This window comes from Stutzerimonas decontaminans (assembly GCF_000661915.1).
GTDB classification, from domain to species: Bacteria; Pseudomonadota; Gammaproteobacteria; order Pseudomonadales; family Pseudomonadaceae; genus Stutzerimonas; species Stutzerimonas decontaminans.
On the sequence record NZ_CP007509.1, the window covers coordinates 3,609,347 to 3,629,554 of the forward strand.

General features: G+C 60.0%; 17 protein-coding genes and 2 tRNA genes. 1 reads left to right on the top strand and 18 read right to left on the bottom strand.

Annotation, left to right across the window (positions count from 1 at the left end):
* Positions 1-35: 35 nt before the first annotated feature.
* From truB to ftsH, 12 genes are all read right to left on the bottom strand, one after another.
* Positions 36-953, bottom strand: coding sequence for a tRNA pseudouridine(55) synthase TruB (truB, locus tag UIB01_RS16695; protein ID WP_038662986.1), 918 nt, complete (start codon positions 951-953; stop codon positions 36-38).
* Positions 954-955: 2 nt separating this feature from the next.
* On the bottom strand, positions 956-1,345 hold the full coding sequence (gene rbfA / locus UIB01_RS16700; RefSeq protein ID WP_003280893.1) for a 30S ribosome-binding factor RbfA: 390 nt from the start codon (positions 1,343-1,345) through the stop codon (positions 956-958).
* 102 nt (positions 1,346-1,447) lie between these two features.
* Positions 1,448-3,949, bottom strand: a complete 2,502-nt coding sequence (infB, locus tag UIB01_RS16705; RefSeq protein WP_038662990.1) for a translation initiation factor IF-2 — start codon at positions 3,947-3,949, stop codon at positions 1,448-1,450.
* A 28-nt stretch (positions 3,950-3,977) separates the two neighbouring features.
* Positions 3,978-5,459 (bottom strand): transcription termination factor NusA, encoded by a 1,482-nt coding sequence (gene nusA / locus UIB01_RS16710; protein ID WP_038662993.1) that lies wholly within the window; start codon positions 5,457-5,459, stop codon positions 3,978-3,980.
* A 47-nt stretch (positions 5,460-5,506) separates the two neighbouring features.
* A complete protein-coding gene (rimP, locus tag UIB01_RS16715) occupies positions 5,507-5,965 on the bottom strand; it encodes a ribosome maturation factor RimP (protein ID WP_038662996.1) in 459 nt (152 codons plus the stop codon).
* A 127-nt stretch (positions 5,966-6,092) separates the two neighbouring features.
* A tRNA-Met gene (locus tag UIB01_RS16720) sits at positions 6,093-6,169 on the bottom strand.
* 96 nt (positions 6,170-6,265) lie between these two features.
* Positions 6,266-6,351: transfer RNA gene (locus UIB01_RS16725), tRNA-Leu, on the bottom strand.
* 7 nt (positions 6,352-6,358) lie between these two features.
* Complete coding sequence (gene secG / locus UIB01_RS22540) at positions 6,359-6,742, bottom strand: preprotein translocase subunit SecG (protein WP_051605105.1); 384 nt, start codon at positions 6,740-6,742, stop codon at positions 6,359-6,361.
* Between the two features lie 4 nt (positions 6,743-6,746).
* Positions 6,747-7,502: a triose-phosphate isomerase gene (tpiA, locus tag UIB01_RS16735; protein ID WP_038663002.1), complete on the bottom strand. Its 756-nt coding sequence runs from the start codon at positions 7,500-7,502 to the stop codon at positions 6,747-6,749.
* Between the two features lie 65 nt (positions 7,503-7,567).
* On the bottom strand, positions 7,568-8,905 hold the full coding sequence (glmM, locus tag UIB01_RS16740) for a phosphoglucosamine mutase (protein ID WP_038663004.1): 1,338 nt from the start codon (positions 8,903-8,905) through the stop codon (positions 7,568-7,570).
* Between the two features lie 10 nt (positions 8,906-8,915).
* Positions 8,916-9,767 (bottom strand): dihydropteroate synthase, encoded by an 852-nt coding sequence (gene folP / locus UIB01_RS16745; RefSeq protein WP_038663008.1) that lies wholly within the window; start codon positions 9,765-9,767, stop codon positions 8,916-8,918.
* 168 nt (positions 9,768-9,935) lie between these two features.
* Positions 9,936-11,855, bottom strand: a complete 1,920-nt coding sequence (ftsH, locus tag UIB01_RS16750) for an ATP-dependent zinc metalloprotease FtsH (RefSeq protein ID WP_256380615.1) — start codon at positions 11,853-11,855, stop codon at positions 9,936-9,938.
* Between the two features lie 480 nt (positions 11,856-12,335).
* Between ftsH and UIB01_RS16755 the strand changes: the two genes are divergently transcribed.
* Positions 12,336-12,647, top strand: a complete 312-nt coding sequence (locus UIB01_RS16755) for a YhbY family RNA-binding protein (protein WP_038663012.1) — start codon at positions 12,336-12,338, stop codon at positions 12,645-12,647.
* A 33-nt stretch (positions 12,648-12,680) separates the two neighbouring features.
* Here the strand turns inward: UIB01_RS16755 and UIB01_RS16760 are convergent, their stop codons facing one another.
* The 6 genes from UIB01_RS16760 to dnaJ all read right to left on the bottom strand — a co-directional run bounded on the left by UIB01_RS16760 (position 12,681) and on the right by dnaJ (position 20,199).
* Positions 12,681-13,112 carry a hypothetical protein gene (locus UIB01_RS16760; RefSeq protein WP_038663015.1) on the bottom strand — a complete coding sequence of 144 codons (432 nt, stop codon included), beginning with the start codon at positions 13,110-13,112 and terminating at the stop codon, positions 12,681-12,683.
* The gene (greA, locus tag UIB01_RS16765) at positions 13,090-13,566 is read right to left on the bottom strand and encodes a transcription elongation factor GreA (RefSeq protein ID WP_015275879.1); all 477 of its coding nucleotides are present in this window, start codon (positions 13,564-13,566) and stop codon (positions 13,090-13,092) included. The genes UIB01_RS16760 and greA overlap by 23 nt, the downstream gene beginning before the upstream one ends.
* Positions 13,563-16,784, bottom strand: coding sequence for a carbamoyl-phosphate synthase large subunit (gene carB / locus UIB01_RS16770; protein ID WP_038663019.1), 3,222 nt, complete (start codon positions 16,782-16,784; stop codon positions 13,563-13,565). Before carB ends, greA begins: the two co-directional genes overlap by 4 nt.
* A 36-nt stretch (positions 16,785-16,820) precedes the next feature.
* Positions 16,821-17,969: a glutamine-hydrolyzing carbamoyl-phosphate synthase small subunit gene (gene carA, locus UIB01_RS16775; protein WP_038663022.1), complete on the bottom strand. Its 1,149-nt coding sequence runs from the start codon at positions 17,967-17,969 to the stop codon at positions 16,821-16,823.
* 216 nt (positions 17,970-18,185) lie between these two features.
* Entirely contained in the window at positions 18,186-18,992 is an 807-nt protein-coding gene (dapB, locus tag UIB01_RS16780; protein WP_038663025.1) for a 4-hydroxy-tetrahydrodipicolinate reductase, read from the bottom strand.
* Positions 18,993-19,068: 76 nt separating this feature from the next.
* A complete protein-coding gene (dnaJ, locus tag UIB01_RS16785; protein ID WP_038663028.1) occupies positions 19,069-20,199 on the bottom strand; it encodes a molecular chaperone DnaJ in 1,131 nt (376 codons plus the stop codon).
* Between the last annotated feature and the right edge of the window lie 9 nt (positions 20,200-20,208).

The following is a 20,208-nucleotide window of genomic DNA, read 5'->3' on the forward strand; positions in this document are numbered from 1 at the left end:
CCTCTGACGCAGCGCGCGAACGCGCCGCGTAACGGTCATTCCGACCGAATCAACCGACGTGGCGCGATGCGCCCGTCTTCGCTCACTTCACCGATGCCGATGAAGCGACCATTGTTATCCTGTACGCGAACCATGCCGTACTTCGGTGCCTCCGGTGCCCGCACCGGTTGTCCATGCAGCCAGTAGTAGGCACTGTGCTCGGACAACTGCAATAACGGCCAATGCTCAAGCCCGCTATCCACCGGCTGCAAGAGACCATCCAGCGCCTCGGCGCCGCCCTCGCCATGCAACTGCTCCAATGTTTCGAGCGTCACTGTCTGCGACAGGTCGAACGGACCGGCTTGGGTTCGCCGAAGCTCGGCGACATGCGCACCACAGCCGAGCAAGTGGCCAATGTCTTCGACCAGGGTACGGATATAGGTGCCTTTGCTGCATGCCACAGCCAGTCGCGCCTTGTCGCCATCGAGCGATAGCAACTCCAGGCGCGCAATGTTAACAGAACGCGGCTCGCGCTCCACCACTTCTCCGGCACGCGCTAATTTGTATAGCGGCTGACCGTCGCGTTTGAGTGCCGAATACATCGGCGGCACCTGCAGGATGTCGCCACGAAACTGCGGCAACAGCGCTTCCAACTGCTCGATGGTGACCGCCACCGGCTTGCGCTCCAGAACCTCGCCCTCGGCATCGGCAGTGGTCGTGGTGACGCCCAGCTGCATGACCGTTTCGTAAGCCTTGTCGGCGTCCAGCAGGTATTGCGAGAACTTGGTCGCCTCGCCAAAACACAACGGCAACACACCTGTGGCGAGCGGATCGAGACTTCCGGTATGCCCTGCTTTCTCTGCATTCAGCAGCCAGCGAACCTTCTGCAGTGCAGCGTTGGAGGTGAACCCGCGCGGCTTGTCGAGCAGGATGATGCCGCTGACGTTACGGCGTACACGCTTGACCTGGGCCACGCTTACTCTCCGCGCTCGTCGCTGTGCTTGCGATCTTCGGCCACTGCGCGCTCGATCAGCGAGCTCAACTCGACCCCGCGACGAATGCTTGCGTCGTAGTTGAAATGCAGTTGCGGAACAGTACGTAGCTTCATGCTCTTGCCGAGCTGCATGCGCAGGAAGCCGGCAGCGTCGTTGAGGATGCGCAGGTTACCTTTGACCGCTTCCTGATCGTCGTCCTGCCCCATGATCGTGATGAAGATCTTTGCGTGGGACAGATCGCGACTGACGTCGACAGCGGTGATGGTGACCAGGCCCAGACGCGGATCCTTGATCTCACGCTGAATGAGCAACGCCAGTTCGCGCTGCATCTGATCGCCGATACGCTGGGTACGACTGAATTCTTTGGCCATAAATTTCCACCCGATTAAAAGCCGAAAGCTGGAAGCTCGAAGCGGTAACCGCGCCTAGGCGATCACCGACTCCTTGCTCCCAGCTTTCAGATTGACGCTTGCTTACAGCGAACGCGCCACTTCGACCTTCTCGAACACTTCGATCTTGTCGCCGACCTTGACGTCGTTGTAGCTCTTCACGCCGATACCGCACTCCATGCCAGCGCGGACTTCCGCAACGTCATCCTTGAAACGGCGCAGCGATTCCAGCTCGCCTTCGAAGATCACGACATCGTCGCGCAGGACGCGGATCGGACGATTGCGGTGCACCATGCCCTCGGTGACCATGCAACCGGCGATCGCACCGAACTTCGGCGAACGGAACACATCACGAACTTCGGCGATGCCGAGGATGTTCTCGCGAACGTCGCTACCGAGCATACCGGTGAGCGCCTTCTTGACGTCCTCGATGATGTCGTAGATGACGTTGTAGTAGCGCATGTCCAGGCCTTCGGCCTCGACGATCTTGCGCGCACCGGCATCAGCCCGCACGTTGAAGCCGAACAGCACTGCGTTGGAGGCCAGCGCGAGGTTAGCGTCGGACTCGGTGATACCACCGACACCACCACCGACTACGCGAACCTGCACTTCGTCGTTGCCCAGGCCGTTGAGCGAGCCCTGCAGAGCCTCGAGCGAGCCGCGCACATCCGCCTTGAGCACGATGTTGAGCGTCTTCTTCTCGTCCTGACCCATGGTCTCGAAGATGTTTTCCAGCTTGCCGGCGTGCGCACGCGCCAGCTTCACTTCGCGGAACTTGCCTTGACGGAACAGGGCAACTTCGCGGGCCTTCTTCTCGTCAGCCACGACGGTCAGGTCGTCACCGGCTTCCGGCGTACCATCCAGGCCAAGAATCTCGACTGGAATGGACGGACCGGCTTCCTTCACCGGCTTGCCATTTTCGTCGAGCATGGCACGAACGCGGCCGAAGTTGACGCCACACAGCACCATGTCGCCCTGACGCAGCGTGCCGTCCTGAACCAGTACGGTGGCTACCGGACCGCGCCCCTTGTCCAGACGCGACTCGACTACGACACCACGGCCAGGCGCCGAAGGCGTTGCCTTGAGTTCGAGAAGCTCGGCCTGTAGCAGGACGGCCTCGAGCAGCTCATCGACGCCGGTACCCATCTTCGCGGAGACCGGAATGAACGGCGTGTCGCCGCCCCACTCTTCCGGAATCACGTCGAGCGCGCCCAGGCCATTCTTGATGTTGTCCGGGTTGGCATCCGGCTTGTCGATCTTGTTCACCGCAACCACGATCGGAACGCCAGCCGCCTTGGCGTGCTGAACGGCTTCCTGCGTCTGCGGCATCACGCCGTCATCCGCTGCGACCACCAGGATCACGATATCGGTCGCCTTGGCACCGCGAGCACGCATGGCGGTAAACGCCGCGTGACCTGGGGTGTCGAGGAAAGTCACCATGCCACGCTCGGTTTCGACGTGATAAGCACCGATGTGCTGGGTGATACCGCCGGCTTCGCCGACTGCGACCTTGGCGCGACGGATGTAGTCGAGTAGCGATGTCTTACCGTGGTCGACGTGACCCATCACGGTCACGACCGGTGCACGCGAGACCGACTCGCCTTCGAACTTCAACAGTTCGGCCAGTTGCTCTTCCAGAGCGTTGTCGCTGACTAGCTTGACCTTGTGGCCCAGCTCTTCGGCAACCAGCTGAGCAGTTTCCTGATCCAGCACCTGGTTGATGGTGACAGGCGAACCCATCTTGAACATGAACTTGATGACTTCGGCCGCTTTAACCGACATCTGCTGGGCCAGTTCAGCCACAGTGATGGTTTCGCCGATCGACACTTCGCGCACGACAGGTCCTGTTGGGCTCTGGAACCCATGCTGATTACGCTTCTTGAGCTTGGACTTGCCGCGGCCACCGCGACGGAAGCCATCGGCCTCGTCATCACCGCTGCGCACGGTACGTGCCAACGGCGCTTTAGTCTTGAGCGACGGGCGATGCTGCGCATGCTTGCGATCACGACGCTCGTCGTCATCACTGCGCGGCTTCTCGACACGACGCGGCTCTTCCTTCTTGCGATCCGGCGCAGGAGCTGCAGGCTCGACCGCAACCGGCGCAGGTTCGGCGCTCACCGCCGGCTCAACAGCTGCCGGCGCAGACGCTTCGCCCTGAGGCTTGGTCGACTCAGCCTGACGACGCGCTTCTTCTTCGGCACGCTCGCGGGCTTCCTGCTCGGCCTTCAGACGAGCAGCCTCTTCCGCAGCACGCTGTTCTTCGAGTTCACGACGCTGCTCGGCCTCAATCTCCTCGGCGCTACGCTTGACGAAGGTCTTCTTCTTGCGCACTTCGACGCTGATGGTTTTGCTGCCACCAACTTTCAGCTTGGTAGTGGTTTTGCGCTGCAAGGTAATCTTGCGCGGCTCATCCACTTTTGCCCCATGACTGCTTTTCAAATGGGCCAGCAGGGCTTGTTTCTCACTATCGGTCACTACTTGCTCGGCGCTGGTGTGCGACAGTCCTGCCTCACGCATCTGCTGAAGCAGTCGTTCGACCGGTGTGGCGACCACCTGGGCCAGTTCTTTCACCGTGACTTCCGTCATGCATTTCTCTCCTCAGGCCGCTAATTACTTACTCGAACCAATGGGCTCGGGCGGCCATGATCAGCTTGCCGGCACGCTCTTCATCGATGCCGTCTATGTCGAGCAGGTCGTCTATCGACTGCTCGGCCAGGTCTTCGCGGGTGATGACGCCCCGCACGGCCAACTCGACCGCAAGTTCTTTATCCATGCCTTCGAGTGCCAGCAGATCTTCAGCCGGCTGAGCGTCCGCAAGCTTCTCCTCGTTAGCGATGGCCTTGGTCAGCAGGCGATCTTTGGCCCGCGTACGCAGCTCATTGACGATGTCTTCGTCGAAGCCTTCGATGCCAAGCATTTCCTCCATGGGGACATAGGCAATCTCTTCGAGGGAGGTAAAGCCCTCTTCGACCAACACCTGAGCCAGCTCCTCATCGACGTCCAGCTCTTCGATAAAGTTGCGCAGAATGTCGCCGGTTTCTTCTTGCTGCTTAGCCTGAATGTCCGCTTCGGTCATTACATTCAGCGTCCAGCCGGACAGCTGACTGGCCAGACGCACGTTCTGACCACCACGGCCGATCGCCTGCGCCAGGTTATCCTCGGCGACTGCGATATCCATGGCGTGAGCATCTTCGTCGACGATAATCGCCGCAACTTCAGCGGGCGCCATCGCATTGATGACGAACTGCGCGGGGTTCTCATCCCACAGGACGATATCGACCCGCTCGCCGCCAATTTCGCCCGAGACCGCCTGAACGCGCGAACCGCGCATGCCAATACAGGCTCCCTGCGGATCAATGCGCTTGTCCTTGGAGCGAACGGCGATCTTGGCCCGCGAGCCTGGATCACGAGACGCGCCCATGACCTCGATGAGCCCCTCAGCGATTTCCGGCACTTCGATGCGGAACAGCTCGATCAACATTTGCGGCGCGGTACGCGACAGAATCAATTGCGGCCCGCGATTCTCGGTGCGAATTTCCTTGAGCAGTGCGCGAACACGGGCACCGACGCGGAAAGTCTCACGCGCGATGATGTCTTCGCGGGCCAGCAACGCTTCGGCGTTATTGCCAAGATCAACGATGACGCTGTCGCGGGTGACTTTCTTGACCGTGCCGGAAATTATTTCGCCCAGGCGATCGCGATAGGCTTCTACCACCTGCGCACGCTCGGCCTCACGGACCTTCTGCACGATCACCTGTTTGGCGGTTTGCGCGGCGATACGACCGAATTCGATGGATTCGATCTTCTCTTCGAAGACATCACCGAGCTTGGCGTCAGGATTGCGCTCCTGAGCCTGATCCAGAGCCAGCTGATGCGCCGGATCGTCGAAATGCTCATCGTCGACCACGGTCCAGCGACGGAACGTTTCATAGCTGCCGTTCTGGCGATTGATTTCTACACGCAGGTCAACTTCGTCCTCGTAACGCTTCTTGGTAGCTGTGGCCAAGGCCAGCTCCAGCGCTTCGAAAATCACACTCGCCGGTACGCCCTTTTCATTGGACACCGACTCCACAACCAGCAGTACTTCTTTGCTCATCGTACGCCTCGCCTTTCGCAATCCATTGGGGTCCGCGGGATCCGCTCTCAGTCAAAACGGGGAATGATATTGGCCTTATCGATCATGTCGATCGGCAGCAGGTATTCATGGTCATCTACCAGCACCACAACATCCTGCTCTTCCACCCCACGGAGAAGACCCTGGAAATTGCGCCTGCCCTCGAAGGGCGAGCGCAGCTTTATTTTTACCTGGTCACCGACATGTGCCGCGTACTGCTCGATGGTGAACAGTGGCCGGTCCATACCGGGAGAAGAAACCTCAAGGGTGTAGTCCACGCTGATCGGATCTTCCACGTCGAGCACACCACTCAATTGACGGCTGACCTTCTCGCAGTCGTCGATGAGGATGCCATCGGCATGGTCGATATAGACTCGCAGCAATGAATGCCGCCCCTGGGAAATGAACTCAATACCCCAGCACTGATAGCCAAGCGCCTCAACCACCGGGGCCAGCAAGGCCTGCAACTGTTCTAGCTTGCTCGACATCGAAGTCCCTCGCGCATGCTGTACAAATAAAAAATGGGCGAAACGCCCATCCCTTTGACCGCCTGTAAATGCCGGCGACCTGGCCTCAAGCTAATAAAAAGCCCCTGAACAGGGGCTCTTTATTGACTGGTTGCGGGGGCTGGATTTGAACCAACGACCTTCGGGTTATGAGCCCGACGAGCTACCAGACTGCTCCACCCCGCGTCAAACTGGGCACGAATTATACGACTCGCGCCTAATACAGGTCAACTTAAAACCCTTAAAACACAAGAAAGCCCGCACTAGGCGGGCCTGCTTGTTTGGTACCGAGGAGGGGACTCGAACCCCTACAGCCTATGGCCACTACCACCTCAAGGTAGCGTGTCTACCAATTCCACCACCTCGGCAAAAACCTTATTGCCCTTTTTCCACTTCAGGCAAATCACCTGCAGCATCTGCTGGCTTGCGCTGCTCGAGCACAGGCACATCTTCTACTGCTGGCTTGCTTACCGGAACTTCCAATACCGCTGGATCCGGCAGCCCCGCCTGGGACAACTGATCAGCTTGCTGCTTGGCGAAGAACGCCAAACCCAAACTAGTCACAAAAAAAACGCCAGCAAGTATAGCAGTAAGCCGACTTAAAAAGGTAGCAGAACCTTGGCTTCCGAAAACGGTTGCCGAAGCACCCGAACCGAAAGAAGCACCGGCATCCGCACCTTTGCCCTGCTGCAGCAACACCAGCGCAACAACACCTAGAGCAACCAGCAGATGCACCACAATCACGACAGTTTGCAACATCTGATCAGTTCCCCGCGGCGCGACAGATCGCACCAAATTCATCCGCTTTCAGAGAGGCCCCACCAACCAGCCCCCCATCAATATCCGCCATCGCGAATAGCTCAGCGGCATTTTCCGCCTTGACGCTGCCGCCGTACAAAAGCCTCACACCTTCAGCGATGCGACGATCCTTACGCGACAACTGCTCTCGAATGGCAGCATGTACTTCCTGGGCCTGCTCAGGTGTTGCGGTCAGGCCACTACCAATAGCCCAAACAGGCTCATAAGCAATAACCGCCGACTCAAATACCGCGACACCATGGTCATCCAGCACCTGCGCCAGCTGACGCCCAACCACCTCAAGCGTCTTGCCTGCCTCCCGCTCTTCGAGCGTCTCACCCAGGCACAGCACAGGCTTCAAACCACCCGCCTGAGCTGCTGAAAACTTGCGACTGACCACTTCATTCGTCTCACCCAATAGCAGGCGACGCTCGGAGTGCCCAACCAAAACCCACTCACACCCGACCTCAGCAAACTGCTCGGCTGACACTTCGCCGGTCAGCGCTCCGAAGCCGTTCTGCACCGCACAATCCTGAGCACCAACAGCCACAACGGAGCCATCGAAACCACTCAGCACCTGAGAGACATGCAAGCAGGATGGGAACACTGCAATCTCGACATCTGCAGGCAATGCCTGCAGCCCGAGAGACTCGATCAGCTCTGCGACGCTAGCGCGGGTACCGTTCATTTTCCAGTTACCAGCTACCATGGGGCGACGCATGCTTTACCTCATCGGTCAAAGTGGGCGCAGATGTTACTCAACAGCAATCGCCCTGGCAAGCGCGATTATGCACAAACTTCAGTCACGACTCTGGCCAGCTCTTCCGCCATACCGCGCACCTGGACTTCGTCATCGCCTTCGACCATTACGCGCACCAGCGGCTCGGTCCCGGACTTGCGCAAGAGCACGCGGCCTCGCCCCGCCATGCGCTCAGTGACACTGTCGCAAGCAGCCTGCACGCTGGGATGAGCAATGGGGTCACGATCACCTGAAAAGCGCACATTGATTAGTACCTGAGGGCACTTGTGCCATGCCAGCCGCTCCTGAGCCAGTGTTTGCCCGCGCCGACGCAGCGCCAGCACTACCTGCAGAGCTGCAATTATCGCGTCCCCCGTAGTCGTGTGCTGAGCACAGACAATGTGCCCGGAATTCTCACCACCCAACGCCCAGCCACGATCGAGCATTTCAGCAATCACATAGCGGTCCCCTACCTTGGCCCGAATAAAGGGAATTTCCCGCGCTTTCAGGGCCAGCTCGAGACCGAGATTACTCATCAGCGTACCCACCACTCCGCCAGAGAGCCGGTCGCGCTCCTGCAGATCAGTTGCGATGATGTAAAGCAACTCGTCGCCATCCACCACGGCTCCCGTGTGGTCGACCATCATCACTCGATCTCCGTCACCATCAAAGGCGATACCCAGATCAGCCCCATGATCGACAACAGCCTTCTGCAGCTGCGCGACGTGAGTCGAACCCACATCCGCGTTGATGTTCAGGCCATCCGGCTGCGCACCAATCACCACCACCTCGGCACCCAGCTCGCGGAAAACGCTGGGCGCGACCTTGTATGTCGCGCCATGTGCGCAGTCGATCACCAGCTTCAGGCCGGAAAAATCGGTACTGGTCGGCACACTGCTTTTGCAGAATTCGATGTAGCGACCCGCGGCATCGTTGATGCGCGACGCCTTCCCCAGCTGAGCCGACTCGACCACCGTCATAGGTGCGTCGAGCAACTCCTCGATCATCAGCTCCACTTCGTCCGGAAGCTTGGTACCACGCCCCGAGAAGAACTTGATGCCGTTGTCGTGGTGCGGATTGTGCGAGGCGCTGATGACGATGCCAGCCTCCGCATGAAAGGTGCGCGTCAGATAGGCAACCGCCGGCGTCGGCATAGGCCCCAGTAGCAGGACGTCAGCCCCAGCTGCTGACAAACCCGCCTGCAAGGCCGACTCGAACATGTAGCCCGAGATGCGCGTGTCCTTGCCGATCAGAATCCGGCATTTGCCCTGTTTGCGAAACGCCATGCCGGCCGCCCAGCCCAGCTTGAGCATGAAATCCGGAGTGATCGGAGGCTGCCCAACATGCCCACGTATGCCATCGGTGCCGAAGTACTTTCTAGTCATGGTTTCTTCCCTATTCCGCCGCCTGCACTGCAGCAATCATTCGAACCACATCAACCGTCTCGGCAACGTCATGGACACGCACAATTTGCGCCCCCTTGCTCACCGCGAGCGCCGCCAATGCCAGACTTCCATACAAGCGCTCATCGACCGGGCGCCCAAGGACCGCCCCAATCATGCTCTTACGCGAGACCCCCACCAGCAAAGGGAGCCCCAATCGATGGAGCACCTCCATATGCCGGAATAGCACAAGGTTATGATTCAGCGTCTTGGCAAAACCAAAGCCGGGATCAAGAACTATACGTTCAACGGGAATCCCAGCTGCCGCGCAAGCCGCGACTCGCTGCTCGAGAAATGAACAGACCGAATCAACAACATCCTCATAGCGGGGGTCGTTCTGCATATCGCCCGGCTCGCCGCTCATATGCATCAGACAAACCGGCAAACCGGTATCAGCGGCGGCATCCAAAGCGCCGTCGCGCTGCAGAGCACGCACATCATTGATCAGCCCCGCACCCAGCCGAGCGCATTCACGGATAACCGCAGGTGTAGAGGTGTCCACCGAAACCACTACATCCAGCTCCCGTGCGACCGCCTCGACAACTGGCGCAACCCGTTCCAACTCCTCGGTTGGCGATACGGCGCGCGCACCGGGCCTTGTGGATTCTCCACCAACGTCAATCAGCGTAGCCCCGGCAGCAACCATTGCCTCTGCATGCCGCAGAGCAACATCGCGCTCGGCAAAGCGGCCACCGTCGGAGAAAGAGTCGGGGGTGACATTGAGAATTCCCATCACGTGCGGACGGGATAGATCGAGAACGCGACTACCGCAGACTAGTCGCGAGGGGGGAAAAGAATCGGTCATGTACAAGCCTTGAGCGTTCAGGCTGGACGCCTCTAGCAGGCGACTCAAGCCAGCCGCACCACCATGGCGCAACGGGGGTGGACAATTTACACCAGAAGGGGCGCCTATGCGCCCCTTCTGGTGTACCCGTCGCGCGCAACCGACATAATCATCGGTCCGCGTACGCCCTCAATGCTCGCCGGCAGGACCACCGATCGGAGTTTGGGGACGGCTGTCATCAGGCACCACCGGCTTACCGGATTCGCCCGATCCACCTTCCCAGTCACGCGGCTCGCGTGGCGTGCGCCCAGCCATGATGTCGTCGATCTGCGGCGCGTCAATGGTCTCGTACTTCATCAACGCTTCAGCCATCATGTCCAACTTATCGCGATTGTCGGTCAAGATTTGCTTGGCCGTGCCATAGCAATGATCGATGATGCTGCGCACCTCCTCATCAATCAGCCGAGCGGTCTCACCAGATACATTGGAGTGCTGACTGCCGGCACTGCGCCCCAGGAATACCTCGCCCTCTTCTTCGGCATACATCAAGGGCCCGAGCTTTTCCGAAAGCCCCCACTTGGTAACCATGTTCCGCGCCAACTGCGTGGCACGCATGATGTCGTTCGACGCACCAGTGGTGACACCCTCGAACCCCAGGGTCATCTCTTCCGCGATTCGGCCACCGAAAAGCGAACATATCTGGCTGACCAGCGCCCGCTTCGACAGGCTATAACGATCTTCTTCCGGCAGAAACATCGTGACGCCCAGCGCCCGACCGCGGGGAATGATGGAGACCTTGTAGACCGGATCGTGCTCAGGAACCACGCGACCGACAATCGCATGACCTGCTTCATGGTAAGCAGTGTTGAGCTTCTCCTTCTCGGACATGACCATGGACTTGCGCTCGGCGCCCATCATGATCTTGTCCTTGGCCAACTCGAACTCACGCATTTCGACGATGCGCTTATTGGAACGCGCGGCAAACAGCGAAGCTTCGTTGACCAGGTTGGCGAGATCCGCACCGGAGAAACCCGGCGTACCGCGCGCGATGACAGCGGGCTCGACGTTCTCGCTGATAGGCACCTTGCGCATATGCACTTTCAGAATCTGCTCACGACCGCGAATGTCCGGCAGACCGACCACCACCTGACGGTCGAAACGACCTGGGCGCAGAAGTGCAGGATCAAGTACGTCTGGACGGTTGGTCGCAGCGATGACGATGATCCCATCGTTCATCTCGAAGCCGTCCATCTCCACCAGCAACTGGTTGAGGGTCTGCTCGCGCTCATCGTGCCCACCGCCGAGGCCGGCGCCACGATGACGACCGACGGCATCGATCTCGTCGATGAAAATGATGCACGGCGCGTGCTTCTTCGCCTGCTCGAACATGTCGCGGACACGACTGGCACCAACACCAACGAACATCTCGACGAAGTCCGAACCGGAGATGGTGAAGAACGGCACCTTGGCTTCACCTGCGATCGCCTTGGCCAGCAGCGTCTTACCGGTGCCGGGCGGGCCAACCATCAGCACACCCCGCGGGATGCGACCGCCGAGACGCTGAAACTTGCCCGGATCACGCAGGAACTCGACCAGCTCGTGGACTTCTTCCTTGGCCTCATCGCAGCCGGCGACGTCAGCAAAGGTCGTCTTGACCTGATCCTCGGAAAGCAGGCGCGCCTTGCTCTTGCCGAAACTCATCGGCCCACCCTTGCCACCCGCACCGCCCTGCATCTGCCGCATGAAGAACATGAATACGGCGATGATCACCAAGATCGGGAAGCTGGCAACGAGAAGCTGGGTCCAGATGCTTTGCTGCTCCGGCTGCTTGCCCTCGATCAGCACGTTGTTATCAAGCAAATCGCCGATCAGACCATTGTCCTGAATGGCCGGGCGAATGGTCTTGAAGGTATCGCCTTCGCTGCGCTTGCCGATGATCACGAAACCATCGACCGTCACACGCTCGACGCGCCCTTCCTTGACCTGCTCAAGGAAGTCCGAATAGTTCAGCGTCTGCGGCTCGCTCGGGCTGGAAAAGTTGTTCATCACCGTGACCAGGACGGCGGCGATGATCAGCCACAGAATCAGGTTTTTTGCCATGTCGTTCAAATTAACTACCCTCTGGAGCAAACCCGTTGTCTGCGGGCCGCATGACGGCCGGTTGGTTGCTCGGCCTAACTTACTACGAAACGTACTGGAACTGGCAGCCGGTCTGTAACCCTATGAAACAGCCTAGCCCTTGTTACACCGAGCCGTCCATTCAACTGAAGCCTGCCTGATAGACCGCAGGATATGGCATTTTGCACCGAGCGCCATTCGCTACATTTTTTGAAGCAGCGCCTCCCGCGATGCCGCCCTGCAACTCATATTGGGGCCGTATGGACAATCACAAGGCCGGCATGTTCTTTCGTCAGCTAGCCCGAACGCGTATCCAGAGAGATTCGACGCACGGCGCCAGCCACCGAGAAGAACTTTTTGTCGGTACGGACGGATACAGCACGCCCCAAGCTGACGCCTCATCTGTGCGGTCCTGCACCTCTCGGTTACACTAGCCGCCGTTTTTCAAGGTTCTGACGCAAGGGTCGACATATGCCGCTCACCAACGAGCAAAAGAAGCAGTACAAATCCATCGGCCACCATCTGAAACCGGTCCTGATCGTAGCCGAGAACGGACTGACCGAAGGCGTTCAAGCCGAACTCGAGCGAGCCCTGAACGATCATGAGCTGATCAAGATCCAGTTCCGCCTCACCGAGCGAGAAGATCGCCGCGCACTGATGGAAGAGCTGTGCAAGATCGGCAAGTGCGAGCTGGTCCAGGCGATCGGCAAGATGGCGCTGGTGTACCGCAAGAATCCGAAGCCAAACAAGCAGCTTTCGAATATTCACCGTTTCCAGGCCTGAGAAGGTGTGCGGCAGACTCAATCTGCCGCACTCTCAATGCTCGCGCCCCGGAGCGGGCTGCAAGACCAGCATCAAGCCACACAGCCCCATCACAAGAAAGCTGAAGCTGGCCCAGTAGAGCGATTCGAACCAGCCCGCCCGCATCAACAGCTGGCTGCCAGCGAGCAGCATCACCGTCAGCAACAGCTGCCCCCGCACATCACGCCACAACCCGCGCAACCCCGTCATCTGAATCAAGACCAGCGCCTGCAGCGCGCTACACAATGCAGCGAAGCCCACGAGCAATGGCTTCAGGCTGCCGGCGATTTCCTCTACCAGCAACGGCGCGAGCCCGATGCGCCCAAGCGCAGGTAGAACCATAAACTGCAGCAGCCACAAGCCACCGACCCAGAATGTCTGAGCCAGTTGCCAGGTAATGATGCCTGCCCGTGCGGGCGGCCTATCAGATGTGGCGGACTTCGACAATCTCGTACTCGATCAATCCGCTGGGCGTTTTGACGGCAACGACGTCGCCTTCTTCCTTGCCTATCAATGCGCGCGCAATCGGTGAACTTACCGAAAGCTTGCCTTGTTTGATATCGGCCTCATCGTCGCCGACGATCTGGTAGGTCACCTGCTCGTCGGTCTCGACGTTGGCGATATCCACGGTGGTGCCAAAGATCACCTTGCCGGTGGGCGTGATGTTGGCGATATCGATGACCTGCGCGTTCTGCAGCCGGCCCTCGATGTCGCGAATACGCGCCTCGACCATACCCTGCTGCTCGCGCGCGGCATGGTATTCGGCATTCTCCTTGAGATCGCCCAGCTCACGCGCCTCAGCGATCGCCTGGGTGATCTGCGGACGCAGCACGGTTTTCAGATGCTTGAGTTCGTCTTCCAGGGCGCGAGCGCCCTGGATGGTCATTGGAAATTTTGTCATGCCTTGATTCCTGCATGGAGATCCTGCAAGCGGCGCACGGTCTTCTCGGGACCGAACTTGAGCGCCTCACAGATTGCCTGACCACCTGCGATGGTGGTGGTAATGCAGATCTTGTGCTGCAGGGCGTTACGACGAATGGAGTAAGAATCGGCGATGGACTGCCGCCCTTCGGTAGTGTTGATGACCAGAGTGACTTCATCATTTTTGATCATGTCGACCACGTGCGGACGACCTTCGGTCACCTTGTTCACTCGACGCACAGGCAGCCCGGCAGCCTCGATGATCCGCGCGGTGCCGGCAGTGGCGACCACTTCAAAACCGAGGCCGACCAGATCGCGAGCGACCTGCTCGACGTAGGGCTTGTCGTCTTCGCGCACGCTGAGGAATGCGCAGCCCGAGGTAGGCAGGATTTCACTGGCGCCCAGCTGGGCCTTGGCAAAGGCTTCGGCAAAGCTGTCGCCGACACCCATCACCTCACCGGTGGACTTCATTTCCGGGCCAAGGATGGTATCGACGCCAGGGAACTTGGCGAACGGGAATACCGCTTCCTTGACGCTGTAGTAGGTCGGGATGATTTCGCGAGTGAAGCCGATTTCCTTGAGCGTCTTGCCCGCCATCACGCGCGCCGCGACCTTGGCCAGCGATTCGCCGATGCACTTGGACACGAATGGCACGGTACGCGAAGCACGTGGATTGACCTCAAGTACGTAAATGTCCTCGCCCTGCACCGCCATCTGCACGTTCATCAGACCGATTACATCGAGCTCCAGGGCCATCTTGCGCACCTGATCGCGAATCTCGTCCTGAATGTGCTGCGGCAGCGAGTAGGCTGGCAACGAACACGCCGAGTCGCCGGAGTGAACACCGGCCTGTTCGATGTGCTGCATGATGCCGCCGATGACAACGTCGGTGCCGTCGCACACGGCGTCGATATCCACTTCGATAGCGCAGTTGAGGAAGTGGTCCAGCAGCACCGGGCTGTCGTTGGACACCTGGACCGCTTCACGCATGTAACGCTTGAGTTCTTCTTCCTCGTAGACGATTTCCATCGCACGACCGCCCAGCACGTAGGACGGGCGCACCACCAGCGGATATCCGATGGCCTTGGAAGCGGCGATCGCCTCTTCTTCGCTGCGCGCGGTGGCGTTCTGCGGTTGACGCAGGTTCAGGCGCTGCACCATCTGCTGGAAGCGCTCGCGGTCTTCGGCACGGTCGATCGCATCCGGACTGGTACCGATGATCGGCACGCCCGCTTCTTCCAGCGCACGGCAGATCTTCAGCGGAGTCTGGCCGCCGTACTGCACGATCACACCCTTGGGCTGCTCGACACGAACAATTTCCAGCACGTCTTCCAGGGTTACCGGTTCGAAGTACAGGCGATCCGAGGTGTCGTAATCGGTGGAGACGGTTTCCGGGTTGCAGTTGACCATGATGGTCTCGTAACCGTCTTCACGCATCGCCAGCGCGGCGTGCACGCAGCAATAGTCGAACTCGATACCCTGGCCGATACGGTTGGGGCCGCCGCCGAGGATCATGATCTTCTCGCGGCTCGACGGGTTGGCCTCGCACTCTTCCTCGTAGGTCGAATACATGTAAGCCGTGTCGGTGGCGAACTCGGCGGCGCAGGTGTCGACGCGCTTGTAGACCGGCAGCACCTTGAGCTTGTGGCGGTGGCTGCGCAGGTTCTTCTCGGTGACGCCCAGCAGCTTGGCCAGACGCGCATCGGAGAAACCCTTGCGCTTGAGCTTGTACATCAGATCCCGGTCGATGCTGGACAGACCCAGCGTCTTGACGTGCTCCTCGTCCTTGACCAGATCCTCGATCTGCACCAGGAACCACTCGTCAATCCGGGTCAGCTCGAACACCTCAGCAACCGTCTTGCCAGCACGGAAGGCGTCGGCGACATACCAGATGCGATCGGCACCCGGCACGGTCAGCTCGCGCTTGAGGGTGCTTTCAGCTTCGGCATCAGTCAGATTCAGCTTCGGATCGAAACCGGTCGCGCCGACTTCCAAGCCGCGCAGCGCTTTCTGCATGGACTCCTGGAAGGTACGGCCAATCGCCATAACCTCACCGACCGATTTCATCTGGGTGGTCAGACGCGCATCGGCCTTGGGGAATTTCTCGAAGGCGAAGCGCGGAACCTTGGTCACCACGTAGTCGATGGCCGGCTCGAACGAGGCCGGAGTACGACCACCGGTGATGTCGTTCTGCAGTTCGTCGAGGGTGTAACCGACGGCCAGCTTCGCCGCGATCTTGGCGATCGGGAAGCCGGTGGCCTTGGAGGCCAGCGCCGAGGAACGCGACACGCGCGGGTTCATCTCGATCACCACCATGCGCCCGGTGTTCGGGCAGATGCCGAACTGCACGTTGGAGCCGCCGGTTTCCACGCCGATCTCGCGCAGCACTGCCAAGGAGGCGTTACGCAGGATCTGGTATTCCTTGTCGGTCAGGGTCTGCGCCGGTGCAACGGTAATGGAGTCGCCGGTGTGCACGCCCATCGGGTCGAAGTTTTCGATGGAGCAGACGATGATGCAGTTGTCCTTCTTGTCGCGGACCACCTCCATCTCATATTCCTTCCAGCCGATCAGCGACTCGTCGATCAGTAGCTCACTGGTCGGCGACAGATCGAGGCCGCGGGCACAGATCTCTTCGAACTCTTCACGGTTGTAGGCGATGCCGCCGCCGGTGCCGCCCATGGTGAACGACGGACGGATAATGCAGGGGAAGCCGACCTTGTCGAGCACGCCATAGGCTTCTTCCATGTTGTGCGCGATGCCGGATACCGGACAGGCCAGCCCGATGTCCTTCATCGCCTTGTCGAAGCGCGAACGATCTTCGGCTTTGTCGATAGTGTCGGCATTGGCGCCGATCATTTCGACGCCGAACTTCTCCAGAATGCCGTGCTTTTCCAGGTCCAGCGCGCAGTTCAGCGCGGTCTGGCCACCCATGGTCGGCAGCAGTGCGTCAGGGCGCTCCTTTTCGATGATCTTGGCCACGGTGGCCCACTTGATCGGCTCGATGTAGGTGGCGTCTGCCATCGACGGGTCGGTCATGATGGTGGCCGGGTTGGAGTTCACCAGAATGACGCGGAAGCCTTCCTCTTTCAGTGCCTTGCACGCCTGGGCACCGGAGTAGTCGAACTCGCAGGCCTGGCCGATGACGATGGGGCCGGCGCCGAGGATGAGGATGCTTTTGATATCTGTACGTTTTGGCATTTTCTTACTCTCGAATCCTTTGGTCAGTCGACAGGCTTAGCGGCGCTTGGCCATGGCTTCGATGAAACGGTCGAACAGCGGCGCGACGTCGTGCGGGCCAGGACTTGCTTCGGGGTGACCTTGGAAGCTGAAGGCAGCCTTGTCGGTGCGCTCGATGCCCTGCAGGGTGCCGTCGAACAGCGACTTGTGCGTCGCGCGCACATTGGCCGGCAGGCTCGCCTCGTCCACGGCAAAGCCATGGTTCTGACTGGTAATCATCACCACGCCGGTATTCAGATCCTGAACCGGATGGTTCGCGCCATGATGGCCATTTGGCATCTTCACGGTCTTGGCACCGGAGGCCAGCGCCAGCAGCTGGTGACCGAGGCAGATACCGAATACCGGGATGTCGGTTTCGAGCACCTGCTGAATCGCCTTGATCGCGTAGTCGCACGGCTCGGGGTCACCTGGGCCGTTGGCGAGGAAGATGCCGTCCGGATTGAGCGCCAGGGCTTCGCTGGCAGGCGTCTGCGCCGGCAGTACGGTCACGCGGCAACCGCGAGCGACCAGCATGCGCAGGATGTTGTACTTCACGCCATAATCGAAGGCGACGACGTGATAGGGCAGCTCGCTGGCCGGGATCTCGGCATGCGCGTCGTCCTTCAGGCACCAGACACTGGAGCGCCACTCGTAACGCTCCTTGACGCTGACTTCCTTGGCCAGATCCATACCCTTGAGGCCGGGGAAACTGCGCGCCAGCTCCAGCGCTTTTTCTTCGGTCGCATCGCTACCGGCCAAAATGCAGCCATTCTGGGCACCCTTCTCACGCAGGATACGGGTCAGGCGACGAGTATCGATACCGGCGATGGCAACGGCGCCATTGGCCTTGAGATAGTCAGGCAGAGGTTGCTTGTCGCGCCAGTTGCTGGAAATCAGCGGCAGGTCGCGGATCACCAGGCCGGCCGCCCAGACCTTCCAGGACTCGGCATCTTCCGGCGTGGTACCGGTGTTGCCGACATGAGGATAGGTCAGGGTGACGATCTGCTTGGCGTAGGAAGGATCGGTGAGGATTTCCTGATAGCCGGTCATGGCGGTGTTGAACACCACCTCACCAATGGTTTGCCCATCGGCGCCGATGGATTCGCCGCGAAAGATGCTGCCATCGGCAAGGGCCAGAATGGCTGGCGTAAGGGCTGGCTTAGTCAAGAGACCTCCCGTAGATCAAGGCTGGAGCAGACGCAGATTGTAAAAAAGCGGGATGACGTGTGAAGGTCATCCCGCTTTTTGTTTGATTCATTTCTGCGCAACTTTTAGTGGACACACTAAAGCGGGAAGCTTACATAAAACCGCCTTTCCGGTCCAGCCAAAATAGCCGACAAGCGCACCTGAACGGGGCATAACGCTGCCAGCCCACGCAATGAATCATTTCAGACCGAGCACATCCTGCATGTCGTAAAGACCTGCCGGCCTCTCGTCAAGCCATAGCGCGGCACGCACGGCACCCTTGGCAAAGGTCATGCGACTGGAGGCCTTATGAGTGATTTCCACGCGCTCGCCATCGGCGGCGAACAGCACCGTGTGATCACCGACCACGTCGCCGGCACGTACGGTAGCGAAGCCGATGGTTTCGCGCTGACGCGCACCCGTCTGCCCCTCGCGCCCGTACACCGCGACCTTTTGCAGGTCACGCCCCAGCGCCTCGGCGACGACTTCGCCCATGCGCAGCGCGGTGCCCGAAGGCGCGTCCACCTTGTGCCGGTGATGCGCTTCGATGATCTCGATGTCCACATCGTCGCCCAGCACCCGCGCTGCGGTATCCAGCAGCTTGAGGCACAGATTGACGCCAACACTGAAGTTGGCGGCAAAGACGACCGGGATTTCTCTGGCCGCCGCGGCGAGGCGCTCCTTTTCTTCCGGCGAAAAGCCGGTGGTGCCAATCACCATGGCCTTGCCGGCGCGCCGACAGACCTCCAGATTCTTCAGGGTCACCGAGGGGTGAGTGAAATCGATCAGCACATCGAACTCGTCGACGGCCCGAGCCAGCTCGCCGGTCAGCGGCACCCCAAGACGACCGATGGCTGCCAACTCGCCGGCATCGGCACCGACGAGCGTGCTGTCCGGCCGGTCGATGGCAGCCGTCAGACCAGCGGCACCGCCAGTCTGCTGCACCGCTTCGATCAGGGTCTTACCCATGCGTCCGGCGGCGCCGGTCACTGCAATACGTCGCATCAAATCAGCTCCAGGCTGTGGACCTCAGACAGCAGGCGAAGGCATGCAGCCTTTCGCCCACCGCCCGCAGCCCTTGTCATACATCGCCGAAAAAGCGCTTCACACCCTCGAACCAGCCACTGGCCTTGGGTGAATGAGAAGTGTCGCCCTGCAGAGTGCCACGGAACTCTTCGAGCATTTCGCGCTGACGCTTGCTCAGGTTGACTGGCGTTTCGACCACCACGCGGCACATCAGGTCGCCCGCGGCACCGCCACGCACCGGCGCGACACCCTTGCCGCGCAGGCGGAACTGTTTGCCGGTCTGCGTACCTTCAGGAATCTTCAGCTTGACGCGGCCATCCAGGGTCGGCACTTCCAGCTCACCGCCCAGCGCCGCATCGGCAAAGCTGATCGGCACCTCGCAGTACAGATGCTTGCCATCACGCTGGAAGATCGCGTGCTCGCGCACATTGACCACGACATACAGGTCGCCGGCCGGACCACCCTGAGTGCCCGCCTCACCCTCGCCGGAAAGGCGAATGCGGTCGCCGGTATCGACGCCCGGCGGCACCTTGACCGAGAGCGTTTTCTGTTCTTCGACACGACCCTGGCCGTGGCAGCTGCCACACGGGTCGGAAATCATCTTGCCGCTGCCATGGCAGCGCGGACAGGTCTGCTGCACCGAGAAGAAGCCCTGCTGCATGCGCACCTGACCGATGCCGCCGCAGGTGGTACAGGTCACAGGACTGGTGCCCTTCTTCGCGCCGGAGCCATCGCAGGTCTTGCACTCGACCAGCGTCGGCACGCGGATGGTCACTGTAGTGCCGCGAACCGCCTCCTCCAGGTCGAGCTCGAGCGTATAGCGCAGATCGCTGCCGCGCTGAGCGCCGCCACGACCGCCGCCACGACCGCCACTGAAGAAATCACTGAATACGTCGCCGAAGATGTCGGAGAAGTTCGCGCCGCCGTAGCCGGCACCCGCGCCGCCAGCCCCCATCTGCGGATCGACGCCAGCATGGCCGTACTGATCGTAGGCAGCACGCTTGCTCGGATCGGAAAGTACTTCGTAGGCCTCATTAGCCTCTTTAAAGGCGTCCTCAGCCGCCTTGTCTCCCGGATTGCGGTCCGGGTGATGCTTCATCGCAAGGCGCCGGTAAGCCTTTTTCAGCTCCGCCTCGCTGACGCCGCGCTCGACGCCCAGCACCTCATAAAAATCGCGTTTGGCCATAACTATCCT

Bases quoted from the DNA above. Each gene is read 5' to 3' on its own strand.
- rbfA (WP_003280893.1), bottom strand. From the start codon at position 1,345: ATGGCCAAAGAATTCAGTCGTACCCAGCGTATCGGCGATCAGATGCAG.
- infB (WP_038662990.1), bottom strand. From the start codon at position 3,949: ATGACGGAAGTCACGGTGAAAGAACTGGCCCAGGTGGTCGCCACACCG.
- nusA (WP_038662993.1), bottom strand. From the start codon at position 5,459: ATGAGCAAAGAAGTACTGCTGGTTGTGGAGTCGGTGTCCAATGAAAAG.
- rimP (WP_038662996.1), bottom strand. From the start codon at position 5,965: ATGTCGAGCAAGCTAGAACAGTTGCAGGCCTTGCTGGCCCCGGTGGTT.
- secG (WP_051605105.1), bottom strand. From the start codon at position 6,742: ATGTTGCAAACTGTCGTGATTGTGGTGCATCTGCTGGTTGCTCTAGGT.
- tpiA (WP_038663002.1), bottom strand. From the start codon at position 7,502: ATGCGTCGCCCCATGGTAGCTGGTAACTGGAAAATGAACGGTACCCGC.
- glmM (WP_038663004.1), bottom strand. From the start codon at position 8,905: ATGACTAGAAAGTACTTCGGCACCGATGGCATACGTGGGCATGTTGGG.
- folP (WP_038663008.1), bottom strand. From the start codon at position 9,767: ATGACCGATTCTTTTCCCCCCTCGCGACTAGTCTGCGGTAGTCGCGTT.
- UIB01_RS16755 (WP_038663012.1), top strand. From the start codon at position 12,336: ATGCCGCTCACCAACGAGCAAAAGAAGCAGTACAAATCCATCGGCCAC.
- greA (WP_015275879.1), bottom strand. From the start codon at position 13,566: ATGACAAAATTTCCAATGACCATCCAGGGCGCTCGCGCCCTGGAAGAC.
- carB (WP_038663019.1), bottom strand. From the start codon at position 16,784: ATGCCAAAACGTACAGATATCAAAAGCATCCTCATCCTCGGCGCCGGC.
- dapB (WP_038663025.1), bottom strand. From the start codon at position 18,992: ATGCGACGTATTGCAGTGACCGGCGCCGCCGGACGCATGGGTAAGACC.
- dnaJ (WP_038663028.1), bottom strand. From the start codon at position 20,199: ATGGCCAAACGCGATTTTTATGAGGTGCTGGGCGTCGAGCGCGGCGTC.